This window comes from Verrucosispora sp. FIM060022, assembly GCF_003977705.1.
In the GTDB taxonomy this organism is placed as follows: Bacteria; Actinomycetota; Actinomycetes; order Mycobacteriales; family Micromonosporaceae; genus Micromonospora; species Micromonospora gifhornensis.
Window position 1 is genome coordinate 188,295 of sequence record NZ_RQIV01000008.1, and the last position, 26,940, is coordinate 215,234.

At 73.2% G+C, this 26,940-nt stretch carries 28 protein-coding genes; 9 read left to right on the forward strand and 19 right to left on the reverse strand.

The genetic code is table 11. The annotated features are described in order from the left end of the window. Nucleotides 1-229: 229 nt before the first annotated feature. The 6 genes from EG812_RS21450 to EG812_RS21475 form a co-directional block, all read right to left on the reverse strand. Nucleotides 230-502: a DUF4235 domain-containing protein gene (locus tag EG812_RS21450; RefSeq protein ID WP_013732667.1), complete on the reverse strand. Its 273-nt coding sequence runs from the start codon at nt 500-502 to the stop codon at nt 230-232. Continuing rightward, entirely contained in the window at nt 499-819 is a 321-nt protein-coding gene (locus tag EG812_RS21455; protein WP_013732666.1) for a DUF3618 domain-containing protein, read from the reverse strand. Before EG812_RS21455 ends, EG812_RS21450 begins: the two co-directional genes overlap by 4 nt. Beyond that, a complete protein-coding gene (locus EG812_RS21460; RefSeq protein ID WP_013732665.1) occupies nt 816-1,286 on the reverse strand; it encodes a phage holin family protein in 471 nt (156 codons plus the stop codon). The genes EG812_RS21455 and EG812_RS21460 overlap by 4 nt, the downstream gene beginning before the upstream one ends. A gap of 243 nt (nt 1,287-1,529) precedes the next feature. Continuing rightward, nucleotides 1,530-2,720, reverse strand: a complete 1,191-nt coding sequence (locus tag EG812_RS21465) for a mechanosensitive ion channel family protein (RefSeq protein ID WP_013732664.1) — start codon at nt 2,718-2,720, stop codon at nt 1,530-1,532. Nucleotides 2,721-2,827: 107 nt separating this feature from the next. Then, nucleotides 2,828-3,649 (reverse strand): DUF1206 domain-containing protein, encoded by an 822-nt coding sequence (locus tag EG812_RS21470; RefSeq protein ID WP_126712579.1) that lies wholly within the window; start codon nt 3,647-3,649, stop codon nt 2,828-2,830. A gap of 60 nt (nt 3,650-3,709) precedes the next feature. Then, on the reverse strand, nt 3,710-4,069 hold the full coding sequence (locus tag EG812_RS21475; protein ID WP_013732662.1) for a hypothetical protein: 360 nt from the start codon (nt 4,067-4,069) through the stop codon (nt 3,710-3,712). A gap of 76 nt (nt 4,070-4,145) precedes the next feature. On the opposite strand from EG812_RS21475, the gene EG812_RS21480 reads away from it, so the two are divergent. Continuing rightward, a complete protein-coding gene (locus tag EG812_RS21480) occupies nt 4,146-4,427 on the forward strand; it encodes a GNAT family N-acetyltransferase (protein ID WP_233579570.1) in 282 nt (93 codons plus the stop codon). On the opposite strand, the gene EG812_RS21485 is transcribed toward EG812_RS21480, so the two are convergent. After that, nucleotides 4,411-5,922, reverse strand: coding sequence for a glycoside hydrolase family 3 protein (locus tag EG812_RS21485; RefSeq protein ID WP_126712581.1), 1,512 nt, complete (start codon nt 5,920-5,922; stop codon nt 4,411-4,413). The two genes, EG812_RS21480 and EG812_RS21485, sit on opposite strands and share 17 nt — an antisense overlap. A 310-nt stretch (nt 5,923-6,232) precedes the next feature. Between EG812_RS21485 and EG812_RS21490 the strand changes: the two genes are divergently transcribed. The 3 genes from EG812_RS21490 (at nt 6,233) to EG812_RS21500 (ending at nt 9,445) form a co-directional block, all read left to right on the forward strand. Continuing rightward, on the forward strand, nt 6,233-7,183 hold the full coding sequence (locus EG812_RS21490) for a TIGR03557 family F420-dependent LLM class oxidoreductase (protein ID WP_126712582.1): 951 nt from the start codon (nt 6,233-6,235) through the stop codon (nt 7,181-7,183). 57 nt (nt 7,184-7,240) lie between these two features. After that, nucleotides 7,241-8,872, forward strand: coding sequence for a RecQ family ATP-dependent DNA helicase (locus EG812_RS21495; RefSeq protein WP_043720261.1), 1,632 nt, complete (start codon nt 7,241-7,243; stop codon nt 8,870-8,872). 69 nt (nt 8,873-8,941) lie between these two features. Then, nucleotides 8,942-9,445 (forward strand): hypothetical protein, encoded by a 504-nt coding sequence (locus EG812_RS21500; RefSeq protein ID WP_013732656.1) that lies wholly within the window; start codon nt 8,942-8,944, stop codon nt 9,443-9,445. Nucleotides 9,446-9,530: 85 nt separating this feature from the next. Here EG812_RS21500 and EG812_RS21505 read toward each other — a convergent pair whose 3' ends face one another. Both EG812_RS21505 and EG812_RS21510 read right to left on the reverse strand, forming a co-directional pair. Then, entirely contained in the window at nt 9,531-10,295 is a 765-nt protein-coding gene (locus EG812_RS21505; RefSeq protein ID WP_013732655.1) for an ABC transporter permease, read from the reverse strand. Next, complete coding sequence (locus tag EG812_RS21510) at nt 10,288-11,253, reverse strand: ATP-binding cassette domain-containing protein (protein WP_126712583.1); 966 nt, start codon at nt 11,251-11,253, stop codon at nt 10,288-10,290. The genes EG812_RS21505 and EG812_RS21510 overlap by 8 nt, the downstream gene beginning before the upstream one ends. Nucleotides 11,254-11,337: 84 nt before the next feature. On the opposite strand from EG812_RS21510, the gene EG812_RS21515 reads away from it, so the two are divergent. Beyond that, nucleotides 11,338-12,093 (forward strand): TetR/AcrR family transcriptional regulator, encoded by a 756-nt coding sequence (locus tag EG812_RS21515; protein ID WP_158632530.1) that lies wholly within the window; start codon nt 11,338-11,340, stop codon nt 12,091-12,093. Nucleotides 12,094-12,100: 7 nt separating this feature from the next. Here the strand turns inward: EG812_RS21515 and EG812_RS21520 are convergent, their stop codons facing one another. From EG812_RS21520 to EG812_RS21555, 8 genes are read right to left on the reverse strand one after another with little or no spacing between them, the layout of a single operon-like run. After that, the gene (locus EG812_RS21520) at nt 12,101-13,084 is read right to left on the reverse strand and encodes a DNA topoisomerase IB (RefSeq protein WP_126712621.1); all 984 of its coding nucleotides are present in this window, start codon (nt 13,082-13,084) and stop codon (nt 12,101-12,103) included. Then, nucleotides 13,068-14,021 (reverse strand): glycosyltransferase family 9 protein, encoded by a 954-nt coding sequence (locus EG812_RS21525; RefSeq protein ID WP_013732651.1) that lies wholly within the window; start codon nt 14,019-14,021, stop codon nt 13,068-13,070. The genes EG812_RS21520 and EG812_RS21525 overlap by 17 nt, the downstream gene beginning before the upstream one ends. Then, a complete protein-coding gene (locus EG812_RS21530) occupies nt 14,018-14,713 on the reverse strand; it encodes an SDR family oxidoreductase (RefSeq protein ID WP_013732650.1) in 696 nt (231 codons plus the stop codon). Before EG812_RS21530 ends, EG812_RS21525 begins: the two co-directional genes overlap by 4 nt. After that, nucleotides 14,710-16,137 (reverse strand): PfkB family carbohydrate kinase, encoded by a 1,428-nt coding sequence (locus EG812_RS21535; RefSeq protein WP_043720256.1) that lies wholly within the window; start codon nt 16,135-16,137, stop codon nt 14,710-14,712. The genes EG812_RS21530 and EG812_RS21535 overlap by 4 nt, the downstream gene beginning before the upstream one ends. Nucleotides 16,138-16,147: 10 nt before the next feature. Continuing rightward, nucleotides 16,148-16,852, reverse strand: a complete 705-nt coding sequence (locus EG812_RS21540; RefSeq protein WP_013732648.1) for a D-sedoheptulose-7-phosphate isomerase — start codon at nt 16,850-16,852, stop codon at nt 16,148-16,150. Next, the gene (locus EG812_RS21545; protein WP_126712585.1) at nt 16,852-18,069 is read right to left on the reverse strand and encodes a glycosyltransferase; all 1,218 of its coding nucleotides are present in this window, start codon (nt 18,067-18,069) and stop codon (nt 16,852-16,854) included. The genes EG812_RS21540 and EG812_RS21545 overlap by 1 nt, the downstream gene beginning before the upstream one ends. Continuing rightward, complete coding sequence (locus tag EG812_RS21550; RefSeq protein WP_126712586.1) at nt 18,060-19,031, reverse strand: glycosyltransferase family protein; 972 nt, start codon at nt 19,029-19,031, stop codon at nt 18,060-18,062. Before EG812_RS21550 ends, EG812_RS21545 begins: the two co-directional genes overlap by 10 nt. Then, nucleotides 19,028-20,644, reverse strand: a complete 1,617-nt coding sequence (locus EG812_RS21555; protein ID WP_013732645.1) for an HAD-IIIA family hydrolase — start codon at nt 20,642-20,644, stop codon at nt 19,028-19,030. Before EG812_RS21555 ends, EG812_RS21550 begins: the two co-directional genes overlap by 4 nt. A gap of 215 nt (nt 20,645-20,859) precedes the next feature. Here EG812_RS21555 and EG812_RS21560 point away from each other — a divergent pair, with 215 nt between their 5' ends. Continuing rightward, entirely contained in the window at nt 20,860-21,306 is a 447-nt protein-coding gene (locus EG812_RS21560; protein ID WP_013732644.1) for an SRPBCC family protein, read from the forward strand. 126 nt (nt 21,307-21,432) lie between these two features. Beyond that, nucleotides 21,433-22,200, forward strand: a complete 768-nt coding sequence (locus EG812_RS21565) for a polyprenol monophosphomannose synthase (RefSeq protein WP_013732643.1) — start codon at nt 21,433-21,435, stop codon at nt 22,198-22,200. Between the two features lie 6 nt (nt 22,201-22,206). Here the strand turns inward: EG812_RS21565 and EG812_RS21570 are convergent, their stop codons facing one another. Continuing rightward, on the reverse strand, nt 22,207-23,820 hold the full coding sequence (locus EG812_RS21570; protein WP_126712587.1) for a phytoene desaturase family protein: 1,614 nt from the start codon (nt 23,818-23,820) through the stop codon (nt 22,207-22,209). 69 nt (nt 23,821-23,889) lie between these two features. On the opposite strand from EG812_RS21570, the gene EG812_RS21575 reads away from it, so the two are divergent. Next, nucleotides 23,890-25,323 (forward strand): aldehyde dehydrogenase family protein, encoded by a 1,434-nt coding sequence (locus EG812_RS21575; protein WP_013732641.1) that lies wholly within the window; start codon nt 23,890-23,892, stop codon nt 25,321-25,323. A gap of 55 nt (nt 25,324-25,378) precedes the next feature. Here EG812_RS21575 and EG812_RS21580 read toward each other — a convergent pair whose 3' ends face one another. Beyond that, nucleotides 25,379-25,780 carry a ChaB family protein gene (locus EG812_RS21580; protein ID WP_013732640.1) on the reverse strand — a complete coding sequence of 134 codons (402 nt, stop codon included), beginning with the start codon at nt 25,778-25,780 and terminating at the stop codon, nt 25,379-25,381. A 141-nt stretch (nt 25,781-25,921) separates the two neighbouring features. Here EG812_RS21580 and EG812_RS21585 point away from each other — a divergent pair, with 141 nt between their 5' ends. Further along, nucleotides 25,922-26,902, forward strand: a complete 981-nt coding sequence (locus tag EG812_RS21585) for a YihY/virulence factor BrkB family protein (protein WP_126712588.1) — start codon at nt 25,922-25,924, stop codon at nt 26,900-26,902. The last annotated feature ends 38 nt before the right edge of the window (nt 26,903-26,940 follow it).

Sequence of the window (26,940 nt, forward strand, 5' to 3'; positions counted from 1 at the left end):
CCGTGCGGCCGGTTGGCCGTTTTCGAGCAGCGGTGCCTGAGGCGGCCCCCGGTGAAGGAGAGCTTCTCTCAACCACGCCATCTCTCAACAGCGTGGAACAGCAAACCACGTACGCAAAAACTCTGCACAGCCTACCGGACGAAATTCTCCGACATGTGACCTGACGGATACGTCGGGACCGCTCGGCGGTGGCTGTGCATGAGTCGAAAGTGCCCTGCGCGCGGCCGTTCTAGTCCGGCCAACTGCCGGTCAGGCGGCGTACGCCCACCGCTCCGCCGCGGTCCACGGCGGCCCGTACCACCGCGAAAATTGCTCCCTGCAGGGCCGCCGCCGCGAGGATCTCACCCCAGCGACGGTCCTCATCGGTCGCGTTGGGCGCCTCGCCGTCTCCGGCGGTCATCTTCCACACCTGACGGAAGATGCTGCCGGCGATGGCACCGGCGGCGATGCCCATCAGCACCCCGACCGGCCGATAGGCGGCCTTGCCGATGCCCTTGCTCATCGACGCCTCCCCTGGATGATGGCCAGAATCACCGCGGCGACGACCGCGCCGGCGGCCAGCGCCACGAAGGGTGCCGGACCGCCGCGAGCCCCGTCTGCGGACATCTCCCGGCGCAGGCCGGTCTGTGCACGGACCCGGGCGACGGTCATCGCGGCTTGGTCACGCACCCGCTCCCGGGCCTGGTCCGCAGAGGACTTCAGCCGCTTCTTGACGTCGGCCTTCGCGGCCAGCGCCTCCATCGTCTCGCCCAACTCGACCCTGGTCCGCTGGATCTCCGCCCGCAGCGCCTCGGTGTCGCCGGTGCCGTTGCGCGTCATGCCCGTCCCCTGTCCTTCACCGCGGCGCTGACCACGTCGACGTCGGCGCGCAGGCTGCGCACGGTCGCCTGCGGCACCGGCGGCACCGCCCGGCTGACCTGACGGCGTCCGATCAGCGCCAGCACGCCGGCGATCAGGAACATGGCCACCGCCACGATCAGCGCGGCGGCCCACGCCGGCAGCACCAGGGCCAGCAGCAGGATCGCGGTGGTCACCAGCGCACCGAGACCGAAGAACGCGAACGCGCCGCCGCCGGCGAGCAGACCGGCACCGATACCGGCGCGCTTGCCCTTCTCCGTCAGCTCGGCGCGGGCTAGCGTGAGTTCGTCGCGCACCAGCCGGGAGACCTGCTCGGCCGCCCGCTGGACCAGCTCGGCGGTGGACGGTTCGCTCCCGAGATGGGCGGTCTTCCCGTTGTGGGATGTCCTCCCGTTGTGGGATGTCCGGATGTTCGCCACGTCGGCCATGCTGTCCCCCTCTCGTTCATCACCGCGCTGTATGCCCGAACTCGCCGCCGGTCAATCCTCGACTCGTCACCCGGCGCAGCACCGAGATGGGACAGAAGCGTCCCGCAGCAGGTCCCCAGAAAACGCGCCGGCAAACGGACGCCACCGAGCCGGATGTGAAATCCGACGGTCGACCGAGTGCCGGGACGTCCGCGCGCCACCGCCGGTGCCGCGACGTCCCGCGCCGACGCGGCCGGCGCCGGGTCAGTGGCGCGCCTCGGCGGGTTCGTCGGGGCCGACGAACGCCTCGCTGCGGGCCTCGCCGTCGTCGCTGCCACCGAAGAGGCGCGCGTCGTCCGGCACGTCGGAGCGACGGCGTGGGGCCCGTGCGGGCCGCACCCACTGCCAGGGCAGGGTGCCGGCGCCGTCGCCGACCTCGGCCCGCAGCCGGGGCATCGCGGTGGGCCGCTGGTCGCGTACCCAGGCCACCAGGTGTTCGCGGACCAGGCAGCGCAGGTCCCACAACGCGCCGGCGCTGGCGGCGCTCACCAACGCGCGAATCTTGATCATGCCGCCGGTCGCGTCCGTCACCTGGAGTACGCAGACGCGGCCGTCCCACAGGTCGGTGCCCTCCACCAGGCGACGCAACTCCTCCCGCATGGCCTGCACCGGCACCGACCAGTCGACCTCGAACTCGGCCGTGCCCAGCACGGCGGCCTCGGTCCGGGTCCAGTTCTGGAACGGGGTGCTGGTGAAGTAGGAGGTGGGCAGGATCAGCCGCCGGTCGTCCCAGATCTGCACCACCACGTAGCTGAGGGTCAACTCCTCGATGCGGCCCCACTCCCCCTCGACCACCACCACGTCGTCGAGGCGGACCGCGTCGCTGAAGGCCAGTTGCAGCCCGGCGAAGAGGTTGCCGAGCAGGCTCTGTGCGGCCAGCGCGGCGACGATACCGACCACCCCGGCGCTGGTCAGTACACCGGCACCGATGCCGCGGACCGCGGGAAAGGTCATCAGCATCACGCCGAGGGTGAGGATCACGATCACCACGATGGTGACCCGGCGGAGCATGACGACCTGGGTGCGTACCCGGCGGGCGTGCCGGTTGTCGGGCACGTCGACGCGGAACCGGGCCAGCGCGGTGTCCTCGACCACCACCAGCAGGGCGGCGACCAGCCAGGCGCCGGCGGCGATGACCGCGAGCACCAGCAGATGCAGCAGTACCCGCCGCCAGGTGGCGTCGACGGCGTAGCCGGTGCTGAAACGGACGGCGAACTGCACGGACAGCACCGTCGCGGTCACCTGTGCGGCGCGGTGCGCGTGCTCGGCCAACTCGGTCAGCAGCACCGACCGCCGTCCCCACCGTCCGATCAGCCGATGCACCACCTCGACGACCACGACAGCGGCCGCCGCCGCGACGAGCGCGGCGACGACCGTAACCAGGTAGCTGTGCACGTGTTCCTCTCCCTCCGGTCCGACGACAAGATCCGCACAAAGGGGCCATGTTGCCTCGGATCGCCGTCACCGGCCACCGCTGGGGACGCGGTGGCCGGCCGGAGGGTTCAGACCTTGCGGTAGCGGGACTGGAGGAAGCAGTAGACGCCGAAGGCGGCGATGCCCAGGCCGATAAGGATCAGCAGGATGGTGCCGAACGGCTGGTCACGCAGCGTCCGCAGCGCGGCGTCCAGGCCACGGGCCTTCTCCGGGTCGTAGTTGACCGCGGCCAGCACGACCAGCAGACCGGTGACCGCGAAGGCGCTGCCCCGGGAGATGTAGCCGGCCATGCCGAGACGGCGGGCGAGCTGGGTGGTCCGGGCGTTCATCTCGCCGGTCTTCAGCCGCTTCATGAACTTCTTCTTGGCCCCGTAGATGACCATGCCGACACCGACGCCGGCGAGCACCAGACCGGCGAGGCCGACCAGCCAGCGGCCACCGCTGGACTCCATCATCCGCGCGGTGAGCTCCTCCTGCTGGGAGGAGCTGTCGGAGTTGGCGTTGGAGAAGACCTTCCAGGCCGTCCAGGCCAACCAGAGGTAGATGACCGTCCGGGCGGCGGAGACGACCCGCTCCTTGGTCCGGTCGTTGCCCTGCGCGGCGTGGTGCCCGACGGCCGCCTCGAGGGCCTGCCAGATCGCCATGGCGAGCATGCCGACGGCGATCGCGATGACAAGGAACTTGCCCATGGGTTGCGCCGCGAGGGTACGCAGCGCGCCGGACTGGTCGCCGTCGTCGGCAGACTTGCCGAACGCGAGCTGCAGGACCAGCCAGCCGAACAGCAGATGCACGATCCCGTAGCCGATGAAACCGGCCCGGGCGAGGAGTTCCAGCCACCGGCTGTCGGCCGTACGGGCGGCGGTGGCTTCGGCGTTCCGGGTGAGAGACATGGGCTCTCAATCACCGAACACGAAGATTTCCAAACGTGGGCCGCCGCCCGCCGTGACCGCTCAGCCCGGGTTGCGGGCGATCCGGACCGCGACCTGCGAATCGGTGACGCTGTCCAGGGTGACCCCGAGGCCACCGACCTCGGCGGCCTGCTGGCCGACGGTCAACGTCAACTGCTCACCGGCGATGTCGAGGGTGACCTGGTCGTTCTGCACACCGACCAGCTTGGCCTCGACGCCGAAGATGTTGGCATTGGCCTCGACGCCACGGTCGAAGGTCACCGTGCAGGCGTCCAGGCCGCAGTTGGTGCTGGCGCCTTCCGAGCTGCAACCGGCCAGCAGTGCCGTGCCCAGGGCGAGGCCGGCGAGCAGACCGACGAGTTTGCGGGTGCGGGGAGTCTTACCGGCGGGGGGTCGGTTCATCACGTCGCCCAGCGTACGAGACGCCGGCGAACGCCGTCGGCGTCGCGCCGGCCGGTGGACAATGGGCGGCGTGAGCATGCTGGTCGAGGAGAACGCCGCCAAACACCGCTACGAGATCCTGGTCGACGACGCGCTGGCCGGGTTCACCGCGTACCTGCCCCGCGGGGAGGCGCTGGTCTTCACCCACACCGAGGTGGACCCGGCGTTCCAGGGCATGGGTGTGGGCTCGGCGCTGATGCGCGGCACGCTGGAGCAGCTCCGCGCCCAGGGTCAGCGGATCGTGCCGCAGTGCCCCTTCATGGCCGCGTTCATCAAACGCCACCCCGAGTACGCCGACCTGGTCACCAGCCTGACGTGACCGTGACCCCGCTGAGCACCTCGGCCGCGGCCCGTCCCGCGGCCCGGGTGGCGCCGTGGGTGGCGATGTGCACCGGCCCGGTGACCAGCGCGGGGACTCCCAGCTCCACCACCACCGCGTCGGGGCGGGCGATCAGCGCCCGGTCGACGGCGGCGCGCATCCAGGTGTGCCGGTGCAGGTCCCGCACCACCAGGACCAGGGGACGGCCGGCGGCGTCGGCGCCCGGGTCGGCCGGCGTCGCCGCCTCGGTGTAGCGGGCGACGGTGGTGCCCGGCAGCAGTTCGGCCAGCGGTGCGGCCACGCCCCACGGGGTGTCCGCGCCGATGGCGATGTTGTGCGGTGGCGCGAACTCCACCACGTGCGCGGCGCGGCCCAGCGGCAGCGCGGCCTCCCCGCCGGTCCGGGTGATCCGGACGGCCCGACGGGCCGCGTGCAGACCGACCGCCGAACCGGTGCCGTCGGCCGGATCGCCGAGTGGCCCGGCCGCCCGGGCGGCCACCGTCCAGGCGGCGAGCTGACCGACCCGTTTGGCCGCTTCGGCCAGCCGCTCCTCCGGCAGGTCCCCGGTGACGACCGCGGCCACGATGGCGTCCCGCAGGTGACGGACGGTCTGCTCGTCGGCGTGCTCACCGCCCACGCAGATCGCGTCCGCACCGGCGGCGAGGGCCCGTACGACGGCGCCGGCGAGGCCGTACCGGCCCGCCACGGCCTGCATCTCGATCCCGTCGGTCACCACCACCCCGCTGAAGCCCAACTCCTCCCGCAGCAGGCCACCGAGGATCCGGCTGCTCAAGGTGGCCGGCAGGTGCGGGTCCAACGCGGGCACCAGCAGATGGCCGGTCATCACCGCCTGCACGCCGGCGGCGACAGCGGCCCGGAAGGGGGCCAGCTCGACGGCGTCCAGCCGGGCCCGGTCGGCGGTGATGCGGGGCAGGTCATGGTGCGAGTCGACGTGGGTGTCGCCGTGGCCGGGGAAGTGCTTGGCGCAGGCGGCGACACCACTGGACTGAAGGCCGCGTACCCAGGCGGTGGTGTGCCGGGCCACCAGCGCGGCGTCGGCGCCGAAGGAACGGACCCCGATCACCGGATTGTCCGGGTTGGAGTTGACGTCGGCGTCCGGCGCGTAGTTCAGGGTCACTCCGGCGGCGGCGAGTTCGGCCCCGAGGTCGCGGGCGACCTCCTCGGTGAGCGCCGGGTCGTCCACGATGCCGAGGGCGAGGTTGCCCGGCCGGGAACTGCCCCGCACCGACTCGATCCGGGTGACGTCGCCGGCCTCCTCGTCGATCGCGACGATCACGTCCGGCCGTTCCGCCCGCAGCGCGGCGGTCAGCGCGCTGACCTGCTCCGGGTCGACGACGTTGCGGCTGAACAGGACCACCGACCCGAGCCCGTCGCCGAGCCAGCGGCGGACCCAGTCGGGTGGGACGGTGCCGACGAAACCCGGCTGGAGAACGGCCGTCGCCAACGCCGCCAGGTTTCCGTTGGACGCGCTCATGCCCGCTCTCCTCCGCTCGTACCGCCACCCGACGGTGCAGACATGGTCACACCGCGCCAACGAATAGTCAATAAACCTTACAGTTGCCTTGGGAGCGCTGCCCCGCGAGAGTGCGGGGATGGAACTGCTGCTCGCCGACGCGACGAACGCGGCCGACATCCCCGGCGTACGCCTGCTCGGCCTGGTGGTCGGCGGCCTGCTGCTGCTCCTCGCGATCCGGGCGATGTTCCGGCGCTGACCCCCGTCGGGTGTGACCGGAACACCGTGGGGTACCGCCTGCCGCAGACACCGACACAGCGAGGGGCAGCCCATGAAGATCGGCTACTTTCTGTCCACTGAGGAGTATGCGCCTGCGGAGCTGCTGGCCCAGGCACGGGCCGCGGAACGGGCCGGATTCGCCGCCCTCTGGATCTCCGACCACTACCACCCGTGGATCGACGCGCAGGGCCAGGCACCCTTCGCGTGGTCCATGATCGGCGCGCTGAGCCAGGTCACCCGGCTGCCCGTCACCACGGCGGTGACCTGCCCGACCACGCGCATCCACCCCGCCGTGCTGGCCCAGGCGGCGGCCACCAGCGCGGTGCTGCACGAGGGACGCTTCGTCCTCGGGGTCGGCTCCGGCGAAGCGCTCAACGAGCACATCCTCGGCGACCGGTGGCCGCAGGCCGGCATTCGACTTGAGATGCTGGAGGAGGCGGTCGAGGTGATGCGCAAACTCTGGGACGGCACGTTCGTCAACCACCACGGGCGCCACTACCAGGTCGAACACGCCCGCCTCTACACGCGGCCCGAGACCCCTCCGCCGGTCTACGTCTCCGCGTTCGGCCCCAAGGCGGTCGACCTCGCGGCCCGCATCGGCGACGGCTTCATCAACACCGTGCCCGACGCCGATCTGGTGCGCCGGTTCCGCGACAACGGCGGCGGCGACAAGCCGTGCCAGGCCGGCTTCAAGGCCGCGTACGCGCCGACCGAGCAGGAGGGCGTACGGCTGGCGTACGAGCGGTGGCCGACCGAGGCGATCCCGGGCGAACTGTTGCAGGTGCTGCCCTCGCCCCGGCACTTCGAGCAGGCCGCCCAACTGGTCGACCCGCAGGCGTTGCGCGAGGCGATCGTCTGCGGCAACGACACCGACGCACACCTGGCGCGGATCGACGCGTACGCGAAGGCCGGTTTCGACGAGGTCTACGTCGCCAACACCGGACCGCACTGGCAGGAGCTGCTCGACCTGTACCAGCGGGAGGTGCTGCCCCGACTGACCTGACCGGCGACTCCGGTATCCGGTTTCGGCGCGGCAGCGCCCGGGTACCTGCGGCCCTCGATGAAACTGACCACGCACTCGATGTCGTTGCGCCGCGCGGCTCGCAGCCTGTTCGGTTGGAGCACCCTGCGGCCCAACCAGCTCGCCGCCATGCGGGCCGTGATGAAGCGCCGCGACGCCCTGGTGGTCCTGCCCACCGGCGCCGGCAAGTCGGCGATCTACCAGATTCCGGCCAGCCTGATCCCCGGCCCCACCGTGGTGATCTCGCCGCTGCTCGCCCTGCAACAGGACCAGATCGCCGCGCTCAACGAACGGCAGCGACCGGAGCTGCGCGCGGTGCGGATCAGCTCGGACGAGGCGCCCAGCCAGCAGGCCGAGGCGATCGCCGAGATCCGCGACGGGCGGGCCGAGTTCCTCTTCATCACCCCGGAGCAGCTGGCCAACCCGCAGCGGCTGGCCGAGGTCCGCGACCTGAAACCGGCGCTTGTCGCCATCGACGAGGCACACTGCATCTCCGCCTGGGGGCACGACTTCCGCCCGGACTACCTGGCCCTCGGCCAGCTCATCGAGGGCATCGGCCGGCCCCCGGTGGTGGCGCTGACCGCCACCGCCTCCCCGCCGGTACGCGAGGACATCGTCGCCCGGCTACGGCTGCGCAACCCGGAGATCGTGGTGTCCGGGTTGGACCGGCCGAACCTCTTCTTCGAGGTGGCGCACTGTCCGACCGAGGACTACCGGTGGCGTCGGTTGATCGCGCTGTTGGAGCAGGACGAGCGGCCGGGCATCATCTACGTGCCGACCCGTCGGGCCGCCGAGGAGCTGGCCGAGCGGCTCACCGCCGCCGGCTTCCCGGCGCAGTACTACCACGGCGGGATGGCCGGCGGTGCGCGTGCCCGGCTGCACGAGGCGTTCCTCGCCGACCAGGTGCCGATCATGGTGGCCACCTCGGCGTTCGGCATGGGCATCGACAAGCCCAACATCGCCTGGGTGGTGCACATGGCGCTGCCCGACTCGCCGGACAGCTACTTCCAGGAGATCGGTCGCGCCGGACGCGACGGCCAGCCCGCCCGGGTCCTGCTGCTCTGGCAGGCCGAGGACGTCGGGTTGCAGCGGTACTTCAGCGGCGGCCTGCCGGACGTCACCGAGCTACGCGACCTGGCGGCGCTGCTGCGCAGTGGCCCGACCACCCGTAAGGAACTGCGCGAGACCACCGGCCTGGGGCCGCGCAAGCTCGGCCAGTACCTGGCGTTGCTGGAGCAGGTGGGCGCCGCGCAACCGCGCGCCGGGCAGCGGGTCGGCGCGCCCCGCTACTCCCCCACCCCGGTCCAGGCCGCCGAGGCGGCCCTGGCCGAGGCCGAGCGGCAGCAGAACCTCACCCGCTCGCGCACCGACATGATGCGCGCCTTCGCCGAGACCAACGCCTGCCGTGGCCAGACCCTGCTGGCGTACTTCGGTGAGCAGATGAGCGCGATCTGCGGGCACTGCGACAACTGTCACGCCGGCACCAGCGTCGCCGACGACGGCGCGGTGGGGCCGTTCCCGGTGCACAGCCAGGTCCGGCATCCGGAGTGGGGTGCGGGCCTGGTGCTCAGTTACGAGGAAGGCCGGATGACTGTGCTGTTCGACGAGGTCGGGTACAAGACGTTGTCGGTCAGCGTGGTGTCCGAACAGGGGCTGCTGTCGCTGGACTAACCTGGGCCAGCCATCGGCCGCACCCTTGCCCGGGTGCGGCGAGGAGACCGACGACGAGCGGGAGGGCACATGATCGAAGAGCCGGCGTACACCGGTTTCGGTTTCACTGACGAGGAGTGGGGGCTGCTCGTCGGTCTGCCGCAGTCGGTGCTCACCGCGGCGAGCGCCGCCGAGTCCGACGGCACCAGGGCGACGATGGCCGAGAGCGCCGCCGGCCTGGAGAGCATCTCCGCCGGTCGGGAGTCGGCCAGCCCGCTGGTGGCGGCGGTCGCCGGTGAGCTGGTGACCCGGGTGGGCGACCCGGAGGCCGGCGAGGAGTTGCCCGCCATCGCCCCCGCCGACCCGCGCGCCTACGCCGAAGACGTGCTGGTCCGGGCGAAGGAGGCGATGGCGCTGTTGGCGGCCAAGGTCGACTCCGGTGAGGCCGGGGCGTACCGGCACTGGCTCGTGGAGATCGCCGAGCGGGTCGTCGGCGCGGCCAGCAGCGGCGGGGTCCTCGGCCTGGGCGGCAGCCAGGTCAGCCCGTCGGAGCGACGCTTCCGCGACCGGCTGGCGCAGGTTCTCGACGACTGATTCGACCGTACGGCGGCGCTGTGCAGCGCCGCCGTACGTCTGCGTCGGACCACGTGCCGCCCGCTTCGCCGACCGCGACGGCAGGTCAGGCGACCCGGCGGCGGAACAGCACCGCGGAGAGCACCACCCCGAGGGCCAGGATGCCGAGAAACCAGGCCAGCGCGCGGACCGGCGCCGATCCGACCGGCGTGTCCAGCAGCAGCCCGCGCAGGGACTCGATGACCGGCGTGACCGGCTGGTGCTCCGCGAAGCCGCGTAGCCACCGGGGCATCGTCTCCACCGGCACGAACGCGCTGCTCGGATAGGGCAGGAACATCACCAGGAAGGTGTAGCCGTTGGCCGCCTCGGGAGTGCGCGCCAGCAGGCCGAACGCCGCGGACAGCCAGGACACCGCCAGCACGAACAACACCAGCAGCCCGGCTGCGGCCAGCCAGCGCAGTGGCGCGACGGCCGGACGGAACCCGATGGCGACGGCCACCGCCAGCACCAGCGTCGTGGCGACCAGGTTGCGGGCCACGCTCGCCACCACGTGACCGGCGAGGATCGAGGTGGCGCCGACGTCCATCGTGCGCAGCCGCTCGATCATCCCCTCGGTCAGGTCGGTGGTCACGCTCACCGCGGTGCCCGCCGCGCCGAAGCCCGCACAGAGCAGCAGTACGCCGGGCACGACGTAGGTCACGTACGCCGAGCCGGTCTCGATCGCCCCGCCGAAGAGGTAGACGAAGAGCAGCATCAGCAGCACCGGCAGCACCAGCGAGGTGAGCAGTGCGTCGACGTTGCGCCGGGACAGCCGGACGCAGCGGCTGATCATCACCGCGGTCTGCGTACCCCGTACCGCGAGCTCAGACATTCGCCACCTCCTGCGGCGCGCCGGTCGGTCGGCCGGTGAGGGTGAGGAAGACGTCGTCCAGCGTCGCCTCCCGGACGGTGAACCGGACCACCCCGTGCTGGTCCGGGTCGAGGTCGTCGAGCAGGCGTCGGACGTCCGGCGCGCTGCCGTCGGTGGTCACCGACAGTTCTCGCCGGGCCGGGTCGCGGTGGGTGACCCGGTCGCCGAGTCGCTGCGCCGCCTGCTCGAAGGCGACCGCGTCCCGCCATACCAACTCCAGCCGCTGGGCGCCGAAGCGCTGCTTGAGCTCGGTGGCGGTGCCTTCGGCGGCGAGCCGACCCTGGTGCAGCACGGTGATCCGGTCGGCGAGGCGGTCCGCCTCCTCCAGATACTGCGTGGTCAGCAGCACGGTGACGCCGGCCCGGGCCAGGTCGCCGATCACCTCCCACAGGCCCTGCCGGCTGCGGGGATCCAGCCCGGTGGTCGGCTCGTCCAGGAAGACCACCGACGGCGTGCCGACGAGGCTGGCGGCGAGGTCGAGCCGGCGTCGCATGCCACCGGAGTAGGTCCGTACCCGCCGGCCGGCGGCCTCGACCAGGTCGAAGCGTTCCAGCAGGGCGGCGGCCCGCTGACGGGCGGCGGAGGGCGACAGACCGGCCAGCCGGGCCAGCATGGTCAGGTTCTCCACGCCGGTCTGCCCGTCGTCGAGAGCCGCGTGCTGGCCGGCGAGGCTGATCGCCCGCCGCACCTGCCGCCGCTGGCGCAGCACGTCGTGCCCGGCGACCCGGGCGGTCCCCGAATCCGGCCGGGTCAGGGTGGCCAGGATCCGCACCGTGGTGGTCTTGCCCGCCCCGTTGGGCCCCAGCAGCGCGTGCACGCCGCCGGCGGTTACCCGCATGGTCAGCCGATCCAGCACCACCAGGTTGCCGTAGGTCTTGCGCAGGTCTTCCAGTTCCACTGCCGGCGGCCCGTGCGCCATGATCACTCTCCTTAACTGCGTATGCAATACGCTTATCTGCGTAGACCATACGCAGAGGCTAGGATGACGGTCAAGGGAGGTGGAGTGGACGACGTCGAACTGCCCGAGAACATCGCGCTCGCCTGGGGGCTGCGCGACCGGTCGAGTCGCGGCCCGAAGCGCAGTCTCAGCCTGGAGCAGGTGGTCGCCACCGGCATCCAGGTCGCCCAGGCCGAAGGGCTGCCGGCGGTCTCGATGAGCCGCGTCGCCAGCGAGCTGGGCGTGTCGACCATGTCGCTGTACCGGTACGTGCCGACCAAGCACGACCTGCTCGATCTCATGGTCGACACCGCATTCGGCCCGCCGCCACCACCCCGCGCCCCCGACGAGGGCTGGCGAGCCGCCCTGGCCCGCTGGGGTGAGGGCAACCTCGTCGCGTTGCGCCGACAGCCCTGGATGCGCCACGTGGCGATCAGCGGTCCACCGATCAACCCGAACCAGGTCCGCTGGTTCGAGTACGGGCTGGTCGCCCTGCGGGGCACCGGGCTACGGGCCACCGAGCGGATCTCCACCATCATGCTGGTCAGCGGGTACGCCCGCAGCTGGGCCATGATCAGTCTGGATCTCGCCGAGGCCGCCGCCCGATCCGGGCAGACCCCCGACGAGGTCGGCCTGCGCTACTGGCGCAACCTCGCCGTGCTCACCGCGCCCGGCCCGTACCCGGCCATCCACGAGCTGCTGGCCGAGCCGTTCGACGACGAGGAGCACCCCGACGAGGAGTGGCGCTTCGGCCTCGAACGGATGCTCGACGGCGTCGAGATGCTGATCCGCAGCCGCGCCTCGGGCCCACCCCGGCGCTGACCTGCCCTCAGGCCCCCTCCAGCAGCGTCAACACCGCCCGCTCGGCCTGCTCGCGAGGGGCGTCACCGTCCACCGGCGCCAGCACGCCGTCGTGGAACAGGTCGACCACCCGAGGGTCCACGTAGGACGTACGCGCCACTGTCGGGGTGTTGCCCAGCAGCTCCGCAACCTCCCGCATCACCCCCGCCACCGCCCGGCGACGGGCCGTCACCGACCGCAGGGTGCCCAGCGCAGCCAGTTGGGTGGCCGCCCGTACCGTCGCGTGCCAGGTCCGGAAGTCCTTCGCGGTCATCTCCCCGCCGCTGGCCTCACGCAGGTAGTCGTTGACCTCGTCAGCACGCACGTCGCGCCAGTCCCGGCCGTCCCAGTAGCCGAAGAGCCGCTGCGCCGCGCGCCGCCGCCGACGCAGGTTGGCCAGCACCTGACACAGCTCGGGGTCGGAGACCAGCCGCACCTGCTCGACGCCGCCCTTGGCGGGGAACTCAAAGACCACACAGCCCTGCCGCAACCGGGTGTGCTCGGCGCGCAGGGTGGCCACCCCGAAGGTCGGTTCGTCCCCGGCGGCGTACTGGTCGCTGCCGACCCGGAAGGTGCCCATGTCCAGCAGCCGGGTCACGGTCGCCAGCACCCGCTCCCGGCGCAGCCCTCGCCCGGACAGGTCGTGACCGACCCGTTCCCGCAGCACCGGCAGCCGGCGGGCCACCTCCAGCACGTGGTCGAACTTCGCCTGGTCCTGACGCTGTCGCCAGACCGGGTGGTAGAGGTACTGCTTACGCCCGGCGGCGTCGATGCCGATGGCCTGGATGTGCCCGTTGGGGTACGGCGAGATCCACACGTCGCGCCAGGCCGGCGGGATGACCAGTGCCCGCAACCGGGCCAGCTCGTCGGGGTCACGTACCGGTTCCCCGCCCGGCCCGAGGTACGACCAGCCCTGGCCGCGCCGGCGGCGTCCGTACCCCGGCCGACCCGGATCGCTACGCCGCAACCGCACGGTCCGCACGCACCGCCCGTTCCACTTCGTCGACGGCCGCCAGCACCTGGTCGAGATCGAGCGCGGCCATCGTGGGGTGACTGCCTACCCCGTCCCAGTCCGGCCATGCCCCGCCGCCCGCCCAGAGCACCCGGTGTCGCCGCCGCTCCGGCGGCGGTCCCCACCGGCTCGGCGGAACCGGGCCGAACAGCACCACCGAGGCAGTGCGGTAGCCGGTGGCCAAGTGGGCCACCCCGGTGTCCCCGCTGACCACCAGACGGGCGCCCGCGACCAGCGCCGCCAACCCGGCGACGTCGGTGCGCCCGGCGAAGACCGCCTCCGGCGGCAGGCCCGCCTCGGCCGCGACCCGCGCGACGGTGTCCCGCTCGCGCGCGCTGCCGGTCAACACGACCCGGTGCCCCCGCTCGGTCAACGTCCGGGCCAGCGCCGCGTACCGCCCGGGTGGCCAGCACTTGGCCGGCACCTTCGACCCCGGATGCAGCACCGTCACCCCGGCGGGCAGACTCGTCGTCGCCGGCCGACGCAGGTCCAGGTCCGTCGGGTCGGCCGCGATGCCGTACGCGGCCAGCAGCCGGCACCAGCGCGCCACCTCGTGCTCGTCGTCGTCCCACGCCGGCCCGTCGAGATGCCCGGCCTCGGCGTTGGCGAAAGCGAGCAACCGGGCGGGGCCGACGGCGGCCAGCAGCCGGTGCGAGTCCGGCCCCCGCCCGTGCAGGTTCACCGCGACCTCGACCGCCGCCCCAGGCCACGCCAGCCGCTCCAGCCCGGCGGTCGGCAGCACCCGGTCGACCCCACCGACCAGCTCCACCAGCGGGGCGAGCCAGGCCGGCGCGGCGAGCACCAACTCACGATCGGGGTACGCCGCCCGCAACGCCCGCAACGCCGGGACCGCCGTGGCGAGGTCACCGACACCCAGGGCACGCAGCGCCACGATCACGGGTAGGAGGTCTCCTGCTCGGCGCAGACGACCAGCTCACGGACCGCGCAACCGGCGGGCTGGGAGAGCGCGAACATGATCGCGGCGGCGGTGTCCGCCGGCTCGTTGAGGATCGCGTCCGGCCCGGGACGGTACTGCGCGTCCCGGTCGTCGAAGAAGGCGGTACGCATCCCGCCCGGCACCAGCAGGGTCACCCCCACCGACCCGGCCAGCTCGGCGGCGAGCGCCCGGGTGAACCCGACCACGCCGAACTTCGCCGCGCAGTACGCCGTCGCGTCACTGACCGCCTTCAGCCCGAGAGTGGAGGCCACCGTGACGATGTGCCCCCTCGACGCCTCCAGGAACGGCAGCGCCGCCCGGATCACCGCGGCGGTGGCCAGCAGGTCCACCGCGACGATCCGGTCCCACGTCTCGCCGGGCACGTCCGCCAGCCGGCCCGGCACGTCGATACCCGCCGCCGTGACCACCGCGTCCAGCCCACCCGTGCGCTCGACGAGCCGACGGGTGGCCTCCTCCGCACCCCGGGTGTCGGCGAGGTCGCACTCGATCCACGGCACGCCGTCGGCCGGCGGCTGCCGGTCGAGCACCAGGGGCCGGCCGCCGGAGCGGGCCACCGCCGCGACCACCGCCGCCCCCAGACCGCTGGATCCGCCGGTGACCAGCACCGTCCGGCCGGTGTCCGGGGCGCTCATGCCAGCGCTCCGGTGGCCCGGGTGGCGGCGATCAGTCCGGTGGTCGAGCGACCGTCCAGATAGGGCACCACCACGCTGTGACCGCCCCAGCGGCGCAGGATCTCCGCCTCGGGCAACGCCTCACCGTCGGCGCCACCGGTGGCGTAGTCGCCACCCTTGACCCAGATGTCCGGTCGCAGCCAGGACAGCGCCGCCGCCGGGGTGGACTCCTCGAAGATCACCACGGCGTCGACACAGCTCAACGCGGCCAGCAGCCGACCACGGTCGGCCTGCCCGATGACCGGCCGGTCCGGCCCCTTCAACCCGCTGACGCTGGTGTCGGAGTTGAGGCACACCACCAGGCAGTCGCCGAGCTGCCGGGCGGCCTGCAGGGTGGCCAGGTGACCGGCGTGCAGCAGGTCGAAACAGCCGCCGGTGGCGACCACCGTGCCACCGGCGGCCCGGACCCGGGCGACCACCGCGGCGGCCGCCGCCACCCCGACCCGGTCCCCCGCGACGGCGGTGTGCACCGGCTGCGGGGCCCGCCGCACCGGCTGCGGCAGCGCCGTGGCCACTCCCCCGTCCGCCACGTACGCCGACGCCTCGGTCACCGCCTCGGTCACCGCCTCGGAGACGAGCGCCCCACCGGCCAGGGCGAGGCTGGCGGTGGCCGCGAAACGATCTCCCGCACCGCAGGTGTCCCCCTCGGCGGAGACCGGAGCGGGCACCATCAACGGGGTCGAGCCGGCCTGGCTGAGCAGGGCGCCGTCGGCACCCAGCGTCACGGCGACCGCGCCCGCCCGCCACCGCTGCCGCAGCCGCTCGGCACCCTCGGCGGCGGTGGCCAACCGGGTCGCCCCCGGCGACGCCTCCACCAGTTCCCGCACCTCCGCCTCGTTCGGCGTCGCCAGTCGTACCCCGGGCACCGCCGCCGGCCCACGGGGATGCGGGTCCCAGACCACCGGGGCCCGGGTCGCCGCCAGCGCCGCCCGCAGCGCCGGCTGGCGGGCCACCCCCCGCCCGTAGTCGCTGACCAGCACCACCGACGCCCGGTCGATCACCCGTAACACCGCCTCCGCGGGCTCCCCCGGCTCGCTGACACCACCACCTCGGTCGTGGCGTAGCAGCACCCGCCCGCCGGCGCGCAGCCGGATCTTCTCCGGGGTGGCCCCGGCCAGCCGCAACGGATACACCTGCACCCCGGCCGCGGCCAGCAGCACACCCAGGCGGGCCGCACCGGCGTCGTCGGCCAGCGCGGTGACCAGGACCACCTCGGCGCCCTGGGCCGCCGCGAAGACGGCCGCCAGACCGGCACCGCCCGGCCGGTCGACGTGCGCCATCTCGTCGAGCACCGGCACCGGTGAATCCGGACAGAGCCGGTTGACCACACCCTCGACGTCGCGGTCGAGCAGGGTGTCGCCGAGCACCACCACGGGTCCTGTCACGCTTGCCTCCTCACGCCTCGACCGGTCGCCCGGCGCCGCCGTCCAGCACCACCTCGACACCCGCCCGCACCGGGCCCTCCGCCGGGGCGCTCGACACCGCCGGCACCTGCGGCTCGACGTAGCGCGGTGTCGTGCCGCCGGTGTGCTCCGGCATCGCCTGTTCCACGTACTCACAGAGCAGATGGCTGGAGACCAGGTGCAACTCCTGCACGACCTGGCTGTCCGACGACTCCACCGCGAGCACCTCGTGACAGGCGTCGGCCAGCGGATTCGGGGCCGGTCCGGTGAAGGCCCAGCACCGCAGCCCGGCTTCCCGCCCCGCCCGGGCCGCGGCGAGCAGGTTGCCGCTGCCACCGCTGGTGGACAGCAGCAGCAGTACGTCGTCGGGCCGACCGTGCGCCCGGACCTGGCGGGCGAAGACCTCGTCGTAGCCGTAGTCGTTGCCGATCGCGGTCAACGCCGAGGTCTCGGCGTGCAGGGCGATCGCCGACAGGGGTTGACGGTCGTCGCGCAACTTGCCGACCAGTTCGGCGGTCAGGTGTTGCGCCTCGGCGGCGCTGCCGCCGTTGCCGGCCACCAGCAGCCGACCACCGGCGGTGAGTCGCTGCGCCAGCGTCGCACCCCACCGGGCGAGCAGCGGCTCACACCGCTGGTACGGCGGCAGCGCCGCAGCCAGGTTCGCCAGGTGCCGCTCCAGCAGGGTGGCCGCCGGCATCAGGCCACCACCCGGGTCGGCCGACGTACGGCGACCACCTCGGCGTACACCTCGGCGATCCGCTCGGCGGTGACGGTCCACGAGTAGTGCTGCCGGGCCCGGGCCCGCGCCGCACCGGCGTAGGCGAACCGGCGGATCCGGTCGTCGAGCAGCCGGCGCAGCGCCTCACCCAGCGCCCGGGGATCGCGGGCCGGCACCAGATCCCCGGTCACCCCGTCGACCACGGTGTCCCGCAGGCCGCCGACGGCGGTAGCCACCACCGGCACCCCGCACGCCATCGCCTCCAGCGGGGTCAGGCCGAACGGCTCGTACCAGGGGGCGGCGACCAGGATGTCCGCCGAGCGGTACCAGCGACCCATCTCCTCCCGGGGCACCGCACCCACCAGCCGCACCCGGTCGGCCACCTCGCAGCTGCCCGCCAGGGCCCGCAACCGCCGGGCGTACGGGTCGGTCTCCAGCAGCCCGGCCGGCGGGCCGCCCACCACCACGCACTCCGCCTCGGGTACGTGTGCCATCGCCCGCACCACGGTCTGGAAGCCCTTGCGTTCCACCAGCCGGCCGACGGTGAGGATCCGGGGGCGGTCGGGTTCCCGCTCGGCCGTCGGTCCCAGCGGCGCGAAGGTGCCCAGGTTCACCCCGGACGGGACGACGGTCATCGCCGAGCGGGGCACCCCCATCCGGACCAGCTCCCCCACCTCGTCGCGGCACTGCGCGATGACCCGGTCGACGCAGCGGCCGAGGTGCAGTTCGTAGCCGATGCGGCGGGCCGGGCTGGTGTCCTGCACGCCCTGGTGGCGGCGCTTGACCGTGCCCAACGCGTGGTACGTCTGCACCACCGGTATACCGAGGGCCCGGCCGGCCTGGAGGGCGGCCAGTCCGCTCATCCAGAAGTGCGCGTGGATCACCTCGGGCGTCCAGTCGCCGCCGCGCCAGCGGTCCACCAGCCACGCGCCGAACGGTCGCATGTGCGGCAGCAGCGCGTCCTTGGCCACCGGTTCGGCCGGGCCGGCCGGCACGTGCACCACGTCGTAGCCGTCCGGGCCGCGGACCAGCACCGGCAGGTCGACCGCGTCGCGCCGGGTGTAGACCCGTACGTCGTGCCCGGCGGCGGCGAGCGCGGCGGACAGCTCCGCGACGTGCGTGTTCTGGCCGCCGGCGTCCTCACCGCCCAGGATGGCGAGCGGGCTGGCGTGCTCCGAGATCATCGCTATCCGCATACTTCCTCCTCCAGCAGCCGGTCCCAGTCGGCGAGGAATCGGTCGAGGCCGTAGCGCTCCCTGGCCGCGGCACGGGCCGCGAGGCCCGCTCGGCGGGCCTGCTGCGGCTGCGCCACGAACCGGTCGGCGGCCGCGAGCAGGGTGTCGACCCGGGTGGACAGCGCACCGGCGTCCGGCGGCACCGCCATCGCCGCCTCGGTGGTGGCCAGCGCCACCACCGGCATGCCGATGCTCATCGCCTCGATCAGGCTCAGCCCGAGCGAGGTCCACCGGCACAGGTGCAGGTACGCCCGGCGGCGCGCCAACTCGGCGTGCATCCGGTGCTGCGGCACGTCGTCGTGGCTCATCAGCCGGTCGGCGGGCAGCCCGAGGTAATCGGCCAGCCCGGCCACCTTCATGCCGAAGACGTCCAGCGGGGCGATCTCGGCGAACCGGGGCAGCAGGTCGGTGCCGGTGACCCGCCAGCGGCGTACCGGCTCGTTGATCACGACGGCGAGTCGGTCCAGCTCACCGGTGTACTCCACCGCCGGGGGCACGATGCCGTGGTCGACGACGGTGGTCCGGGTCGCCCCGGTGTCCCAGAAGAGTTCGTTGAACGCGGTCACGTGCGCGACCAGCAGGTCGTCCCGGTCGGCCATCGGGTGGCGGCTGTGCGGGACGTCGCCGTCCTTGGGGGTGTTGTGCTCCACGTAGATCGCCGGCAGGTCCCGGCCGGGGCGGCGGCCCAGCCACTCGGTCGCCAGGTCCAGCTCCTCGGGGCGTTGCAGGATGACCACGTCCACCTCGGCGTCGCGCAGCTGCTCCGGGCTCACCTCGGTCGCGCTCTCCGGCCAGGTGTACGTGCGGGCCCGGCCCAGGCCGTACGGACCCCGGTCCGGGGTGGCCGGCACCAGGTAACGGTGTTTGCCGTGCACGAAGGAGGTGGTCCAGGAGCCGTGCACGTGCCACAGCAGGATGTTCATCGGCCACTCCCACCGCTCGGCACGGCCAGCAACCGCAGGGCGGTCAGGACCGCTTCGGGTTCGACCCGGCTCAGGCAGGGATGCCCGGGTACGGGACAACGCGCGGCCCGGGTGTCGCGACACGCGGCGGTGGCGTCGCCGAGGCGTACCGTCGGCACCCGCCAGGGTCCCCACTGGCCGAACGGGACGGTGGGCGCGAAGAGGCTGACCACCGGCACCTCGTGGGCGGCGGCCAGGTGCGCCGGGCCGGTGTTGCCCACCACGACCGCGCCGGCTGCCGCGACGACCCCGGACAACTCGGCCAGCCCGGTCCGGCCGCCCAGGTCCACGGCGTGGGCGCCGGCCACCCGGGCGGTCAGGTCGCGTTCCTGCGGGCCGCCGGTGACCACCACCCGGTGGCCGGCGTCGACCAGTTCTCGGGAGATCCGTTCGGCCAGCTCCGGTGGGCAGCCCCGGGCCTGGGCCGCCGAGCCGGGGTGCAACACCACGTACCCCGGTTCGCCGGCCTCGGGTGGGGGCGGTGGCGCCGGCCGCAACCGCAGGCGCGGCTCGTCGCCGGGCGGTAGCGGGTAGCCCGCCGCCGCGGCGAGGGACAGGGCACGCTCGGCCTCCGGCACACCGGCCGGTACCCGGTGCCGCACGTCCAGCAGCGAGCCGGGATAGTCGTCGCTGATCGCGGCGATCCGCGCGACACCGGCCATGCGCAGCAGCAACGCCAACGGCAGCGGCGACTGGTGGAAGGAGGTGAAGACGACCGCCTCGTCGGCGGCGACCGCGGCGAGCCGGGCGATCAGCGTGGTCATCTCCGCCGGGTCGACGGGTCCGGGCGCGGGGTCGATCCACGGCAGCCGGTGTTCGATCACCTCGTCGACGCCGGGCAGCAGGTCGGCGGCGGCCCGACCATGCGGACCGCAGAGCAGCACCACCCGGTCCGCGCCGGCGGCCACCGCCCGGATGCCCGGCCCGGTCACCAGCACGTCGCCCGCCGAATCGGAGCGGACCACCAGCACGGTCCGTTCTGCCTCGACGCGGGTGGCGGTCGTCGCCGGTGTCAGCGCCTGCTGGCGGCGCAGGATCTCCGCGACCGCCGACGGCAGGTCGTCGGCCACCCAGGGCGCCGCGGCGATCTCCTCGGTCCGGGTGACCGGCGTCGGCACCAGGATGCCTGCCGCACCGGCGGCCAGCGCCGCCGTGATGTCCCGCCCGATGTCACCGATCAGCGCGCACCGGGCCGGTACGGTGCCCAGCGCCTCGGCGGCGGCGTGCACCAGACCCGGTGCCGGCTTGCGGCAGGCGCAGCCGTCGCCATCGTCGTGCGGGCACACCTGCCAGCTGTCGAAGGGCCCCAACAGTTCCTCGACCCGGCGGTGCACCCGGTCCAGTTGCGCCTCGGTGAACAGGCCCCGGGCCAGCCCGGACTGGTTGGTCACCACGGCGAGTTTCAGACCGGCGGCACGCAGTCGGTCCAGCGCCGCGCGGGCGCCGGGCATGGCCCGCACCTTGTCCGGATCACCGTTGTACGGCACGTCCTCGATCAGGGTGCCGTCGCGGTCCAGCAGCACCGCGTCGAACAGCGGGGATTCGCGACCGACCGGTCCCGCGCCGGCCAGCACCCCGGCTGACCTGCGCTTATCCGGTTCCCCACGGTCCCCTCGCACGGGCGGCGGGTTCCCGACGCCCCGAGGAGTAAACGTCGACTGCGACGCGGCGGACGGATGCCGCGCGTCGGCGGCCTGCTGGGCGCCGCCAGCGGTGGCCTTACCCGTCGCCCCGGAGAAGCTAACCCGGGTGCGGTTAGCCGGCGACGCCGGCGGGGTACGGACAACCGGTGGCGATCGTGCAGCAAGTGATCAAGGCCCCGGTCCAGCAGGTCTGGGCGGTCCTCGCGGACGGATGGACCTACAGCGACTGGGTGGTCGGCACCGCCCACATGCGCAACGTGGACGACGGCTGGCCCGCCGTCGGCACCCGCCTGCATCACCGCGCCGGTCCCTGGCCGTTCTCGCTGGAGGACTCCTCCCTGGTGTTGGAGTGCGAGCCGGAACGCAAGCTGGTGCTGCGGGTGAAGCTCTGGCCCGCCGGTGAGGCGATCGTGGTGTTCGCCCTGGAACCGGTCGGTCCGGACGCCACCCGGGTGTCGCTGGGCGAGGACTTCGCCGCCGGCCCGCTGCGCTGGGTGCGCAACAAACTCAACGACCTGGTGCTGCACCAGCGCAACAAGGAAACGCTCAACCGGCTCTCCGACATCGCCCGCCGGCAGAAGACCCCGGACTGATCCGGTCCCGTCGACCGACCGCGTGCCGGCAGACCGGCCGACACCGGGCGGGGGAGCCATTTCGCCCCGGAAGGGGCAAGTAGCTACTCTCTGAGAGACCCTGTTCGCAGACCGAGGATGTCCCCCATGATCGAACCCGTCCAGTTGCCCTCGCCGTGGCGGGACGCGCGCCTGACTGTCGTGGTGCCGACCTACAACGAGGCCGGCAACCTGCCGACGCTGGTCGAGCGGCTCCTGGCGCTGCCACTGCCCGGCCTGAAGGTGCTGGTCGCCGACGACAACTCGCCGGACGGCACCGGCGACGTGGCGGACAAGCTGGCCATCGAGCACCCCGAGCGGGTCGAGGTGGTGCACCGGCCGGGCAAGGAGGGGCTCGGGCGCGCGTACGTGGACGGGATCAGTCGGGCCCTCGACGGTGGGGCGGAGTACGTGGCCCAGATGGACGCCGACCTGTCGCATCCGCCGGAGGCGCTGCCCGGCATGCTCGGCGCCCTGCTGTCCACCCAGGCCGGCGTGGTGATCGGATCGCGGTACGTCCCCGGTGGTGAACTGGACGAGAACTGGCCGCTGTACCGGCGGGCCCTCAGCGGCTGGGCGAATCTGTACGTGCACACCCTGCTGCGGGTACGCATCCGGGACCTGACCGCCGGCTTCAAGATCTGGCGGGCCGACGCGCTGCGCGACATCGGGTTGGAGCGGGTCCAGTCCAACGGCTACAGCTTCCAGGTCGAGATGCACTACCTCGCCACGAAGCTCGGGCACACCATCCTTGAGGTGCCGATCCGGTTCGAGGAGCGGCGGGACGGCATCTCGAAGATGACCACGGCCACCAAGATCGAAAGTGCGCTGATGCCGTTCAAGCTGCGCACCCGGCATCGCCACATCGAGCGCTGACCCGGGTCAGCGGTAGATCGCGCGGTGCGCGGTGCGTACCGCGCCGTGGTAGAGGTCGCCGGTGAGCACGCCGTCGCGGGCCAGCGCGGCCCGGGCGGCGTTCGCGCCCGGCGCGCCGTGCACCCCGCCGCCCGGGTGCGCCGACGAACTGGCCAGGAAGAGCCGGTCCACGGGCGTGTCGGCCCGGCCCAGGCCGGGGATCGGGCGCAGGAACAGCTGCTGGTACGGCGCGGCGGTGCCGCCGCCGAGCGCCCCGCCGACCAGGCTCGGGTTGGCCTGCTCCAACTCGGCCGGTCCGGCCACGTGCCGGCCGACGACCAGTTGCCGGAAGCCGGGGGCGGCGGCCTCCAGCACCTCCTCCATCCGCTCCACGTGCGTCATCAGTTCCTCGGCCCGCCAGTCCTGCCGGAACGGCAGGTGGGTGTACGACCAGAGGGACTCGGTGCCCGGCGGGGAGTGGCTGGGGTCGGCCACCGACATCTGCCCGAGCAGCAGGAACGGATCACGCGGCAGGTCGCCACGGGCCAGGTCGGCGGCGTACCCGGTCAGCCCACCGAGATCGGCGCCGAGGTGCACCGTGCCGGCGGTGGACAGCCGCGGGTTGCGCCACGGCATCGGGCCGGACAGCGCCCAGTCCACCTTGAGCGTCGAGCCGTCCCAGCGGAAGTGTTCCAGGTCCGCCACCAGCCGGGGCGGTAGCGCCGAGGCCCCGACCAGGTCGAGGTAGAGCGCGGGCGCGGGCACGTCGGCCAGCACCGCCCGGCGGGCCTGCCACAACCGTCCACCCACCGTGCGTACGCCCACCGCCCGTCCCCGGGCGATCAGCACCCGATCCGCGCGGGCACCGTAGCTGATCCGGCCGCCCCGCTCGGTCAGCCGGTCCACCAGCGCGTCGGTGATCTTCTGCGCCCCGCCGACCGGCACCGGCCAGCCGACCTGCTGCCCGAGCATCGCCAGCAGCCAGCCGTACACCCCCGAGCCGGCCTCCTCGGGGGACAGGTCGGTGTGCAGGGCGCAGCCCGCGAGCAGCGCGGTGCCGCCGTCACCGGCGAACAGTTCCGCACCGAGGCGACGTACCGGCAGCACCATCCGCCGGGCCAGCCGCAGCGCGCCACCGACCCGCAGCCGACGCAGCAGGTCCAGCCCACCGCGTACCGGTGGGAACGGCGTGGTGATCACGTCGATCATCGGGGCGGCGACCTGCCGCCACTGCTCGTACGCGGTCAGCCAGCGCTGCCCGTCACCGGGCGCGAACTCCTCCAGGGAGGCCGCGGTGACCGCCGGATCGCGGTTGAGCAGTGCCGCCCGCCCGTCGGGAAACAGGTGCGCCAGCACGTCCGGGGCGTGTCGCCAGACCAGCCCGTGGCGCGGCAGGTCCAGGTCCCGCAGCACCGGCGAGACGTAGCCGAGCGGGTAGAAGGAGCTGTAGAGGTCGCTCAGGTAGCCCGGTGCGGTGACCTGGGCCGACCGCACCGCCCCGCCGGGCACCTGGGTCGCCTCCAGCACCAGGACGTCCCAGCCGGCGTCGGCGAGCAGATTGGCGGCGACCAGTCCGTTGTGTCCCGCTCCGATGACGAGGGCGTCCGCCCGCTCGGAACCGGTGGAACCCGGCGAAATCATCCACCGACGCTACCCCGCGGCCAACCGGACGAAACGTTTGCCGGCCCCGACGTCGGGCATCCAGCGCCCATGTACACGGTTGCGCAGCTGATCGGCGGGGTGTGGGGGGCCGGCGGGGACGACGGCGAGTTCGTGGTCTGCGACCCGTCCGACGGCAGCCGGGTGAGCACCGCGCCGATCGCGATCGCCGACGAGGTGGGCAAGGCCGTGGCGGCGGCCCGGGAGGTGACCGCGCAGTGGGCGGCGACCGCACCGGCGGAACGGGCGGCGGCGCTGCACCGCGCCGCCGACGCGGTGGCCGAGGCCGCCGACGAACTCGCGCAGGCCACCACGGCGGAGATGGGCAAGCCGCTGGCCGACGCCCGGGGCGGAGTCGACGCCGGCATCGGCACCCTGCGCCAGTACGCCGAACTGGCCGCGACGCGTGGTGGGCGTACCCTGCACGGCGATCCCGCCGCTCTCGACTTCATGGCCCCCGAGCCACGCGGGGTGGTCGCCGTGATCACCCCGTGGAACGATCCGGTGGCGGTGGCCTGTGGGCTGCTCGGCGCGGCCCTGGTCACCGGCAACGTGGTGCTGCACAAGCCGAGCGAACGGACCCCGGCGACCGGGTGGCTGCTGGCCCGGGCGTTCGACACCGCGCTGCCGGCCGGGGTGTTGTCGCTGCTCACCGGCGGGCCGGAGACGGGCGCGGCGCTGGCCGCCGCCGAGGTGGACGTGGTGGCGCACGTCGGCTCCACCGCCACCGGCCGGGCCATCGCCGCGGCTGCCGCGGCCGGCGGCGCCAAGGTGCTGCTGGAGAACGGGGGCAGCGACCCGCTGATCGTCGACGCCGACGTCGACCCGGTCTGGGCGGCCGGTCAGGCGGCGCAGGGCGCGTTCGCCAACGCGGGGCAGATCTGCGTCGCCGTGGAACGGATCTACGTCCATCGGGACATCGCGGAGGACTTCGTCGACGCACTCGTCGAACGGGCTGCGGCACTGCGCGTCGGGCCGGGCCGCGACCCGGACACCGAACTCGGCCCGCTTGTCGACCGGCGGCACCGTGACCAGGTGCACGGGCAGGTCACCGCGGCGGCGGCCGACGGTGCCCGGATCCGGGTCGGCGGCACGCTGCCCGAGGGCCCCGGCGCCTTCTATCCCGCCACGGTGGTCGACAACTGTCGGCACGACCTGACGCTGGTCCGGGAGGAGACCTTCGGGCCGGTCGCGCCGGTGGTGGTGGTCGACTCGTTCAGCGAGGCGCTGCGGTGTGCGGCCGACTCGCCGTACGGGCTGGCCGCCACGGTGCTGACCGGGTCGATGAGCCACGCCCAGCGGGCCTGGCGGGAGTTGCCGGTCGGCACCGTCAAGGTGAACGCGGTCTTCGGCGGCGCCCCCGCCGGTGCCGCCCATCCCCGTCGGGGCAGTGGTCAGGGCTTCGGCTACGGGCCGGAACTGCTCGACGAGTTCACCGCGATGAAGGCGGTGCACATCGAGGCGCCCGGCGGCGGGCACTGGTGAGCGCGAGGGTCCCGGTCGCGGGCGTACCCCTGCGACCGGAACCCTCGACGTCAGCTCAGTCGCCGCGGGCCTTGCGGGTCTGCCGGTCGTTGGCCTTCTCGATGGCCTTGACCAGTTCCGGCTTGGTCATGCTCGATCGGCCCCGCACGTCCAGCTTGCGGGCCACCTCCAGGAGGTGGTCCTTGGGGGCGTTGGCGTCCACCCCACCGGCCGTGGGTGCCCGCCGCTGCGGGCCGCCACCTGCGGCCTGCGCGTCGCTGGGGCCCTTGCGGCCCTTGGGCTCCCAGTGGTCGCCCACCTTCTCGAACTGGTGCTTCACCGCGGCGAAGGCGGTACGGTGCGCCCGCTCGCCCTCGCCGTAGGTCTCGACGGCGGAATCGTGCGTCTTCTCCCAGGTGCGCTGGGCCTTCTCCGGGGAGCGCCGCAGCGTGCTGGGCAGTACCTCGCGCCCGGGCATCTCGTCCTCCTGTCGTCTGCGAGCGTTCCTACTGGCGTCCCCGTTGCCGCAGCCGGTAAACGGGCGAGCGGTTTGCCGACGGCTGAGGCCGGGTACCGGCCGGGCCACCCGAACCGGGTCGCGAACTGCGAGGGAGCGGTGATGACCACGACGAACTCCGACGTCCCGCCGGCCGACGGTCGCACCGCCGGGCTGCCCCGCCGGATCCGCCAACTGAGCTGGCCGACCTGGCGTGGCGTGCTGATCCGCAGCGGCCGCAACTTCCTGCGGGACAACTGCACGGACTGGGCTGCCGCGCTCACCTACTACGGCGTGCTCGCGCTGTTTCCGTCCACCGTCGTGGTGGTCGCCCTGGTCGGTCTCGTCTCCGACGGCGAACGCACCGTCGACACCGTCCTGGACCTGGCCCGTGGCGTCGGCGCCGGTGACGTGGTGGGCAACGAGAGCTTCGTCGGGGTGGTTCGGGCGCTGGTGGACCAGAACAGTTCGGCCGGGGTCCTGCTCAGCTTCGGCCTGTTCGGTGCCCTCTGGTCGGCGTCGAACTTCATCGCGTCGTTCACCCGTGCCTCGAACGCGATCTACGGGGTGACCGAGGGCCGGCCGATGTGGCGGTTGCGTCCGATGCAGATCGGGCTTGCCGCCCTGTCGCTGGTCCTGATCGCCACGGTGGCCGCCGGTCTGATCGTCAGCGGCCCGGTCGCGGACGCGGTCGGTGACCTGATCGGTGCCGGTGGCGCGGCTCGTACGGCCTGGGCAGTGGCCAAGTGGCCGGCCCTGGCGATGATCGCGATGCTGCTGCTGTCCCTGCTGTTCTGGGTCGCGCCGAACGTGCGCCAGCCCCGCTTCCGCTGGCTCACCCCGGGCGGCGTGGTGGCCCTGCTCGCCTGGATGATCTCCTCCTTCGGCTTCGGCCTGTACGTGGCGAACTTCGGCTCGTACGACGCCACCTACGGCAGCCTCGGCGCGGTCATCGCGTTCCTGGTCTGGCTCTTCCTGTCCAACTCGGCGCTGATGCTCGGCGTCCAGATCAACGCCGAACTCCAGCGCGGTCGGGTGATCCAGTCCGGCGCGAGCGACAGCACCGAACCGGTGTTGCCGCCCCGCTCACCGGCCGGTTCGTGACTGCTTGCCGGGTTTACCACTCACCGTGGCGGGTAGCG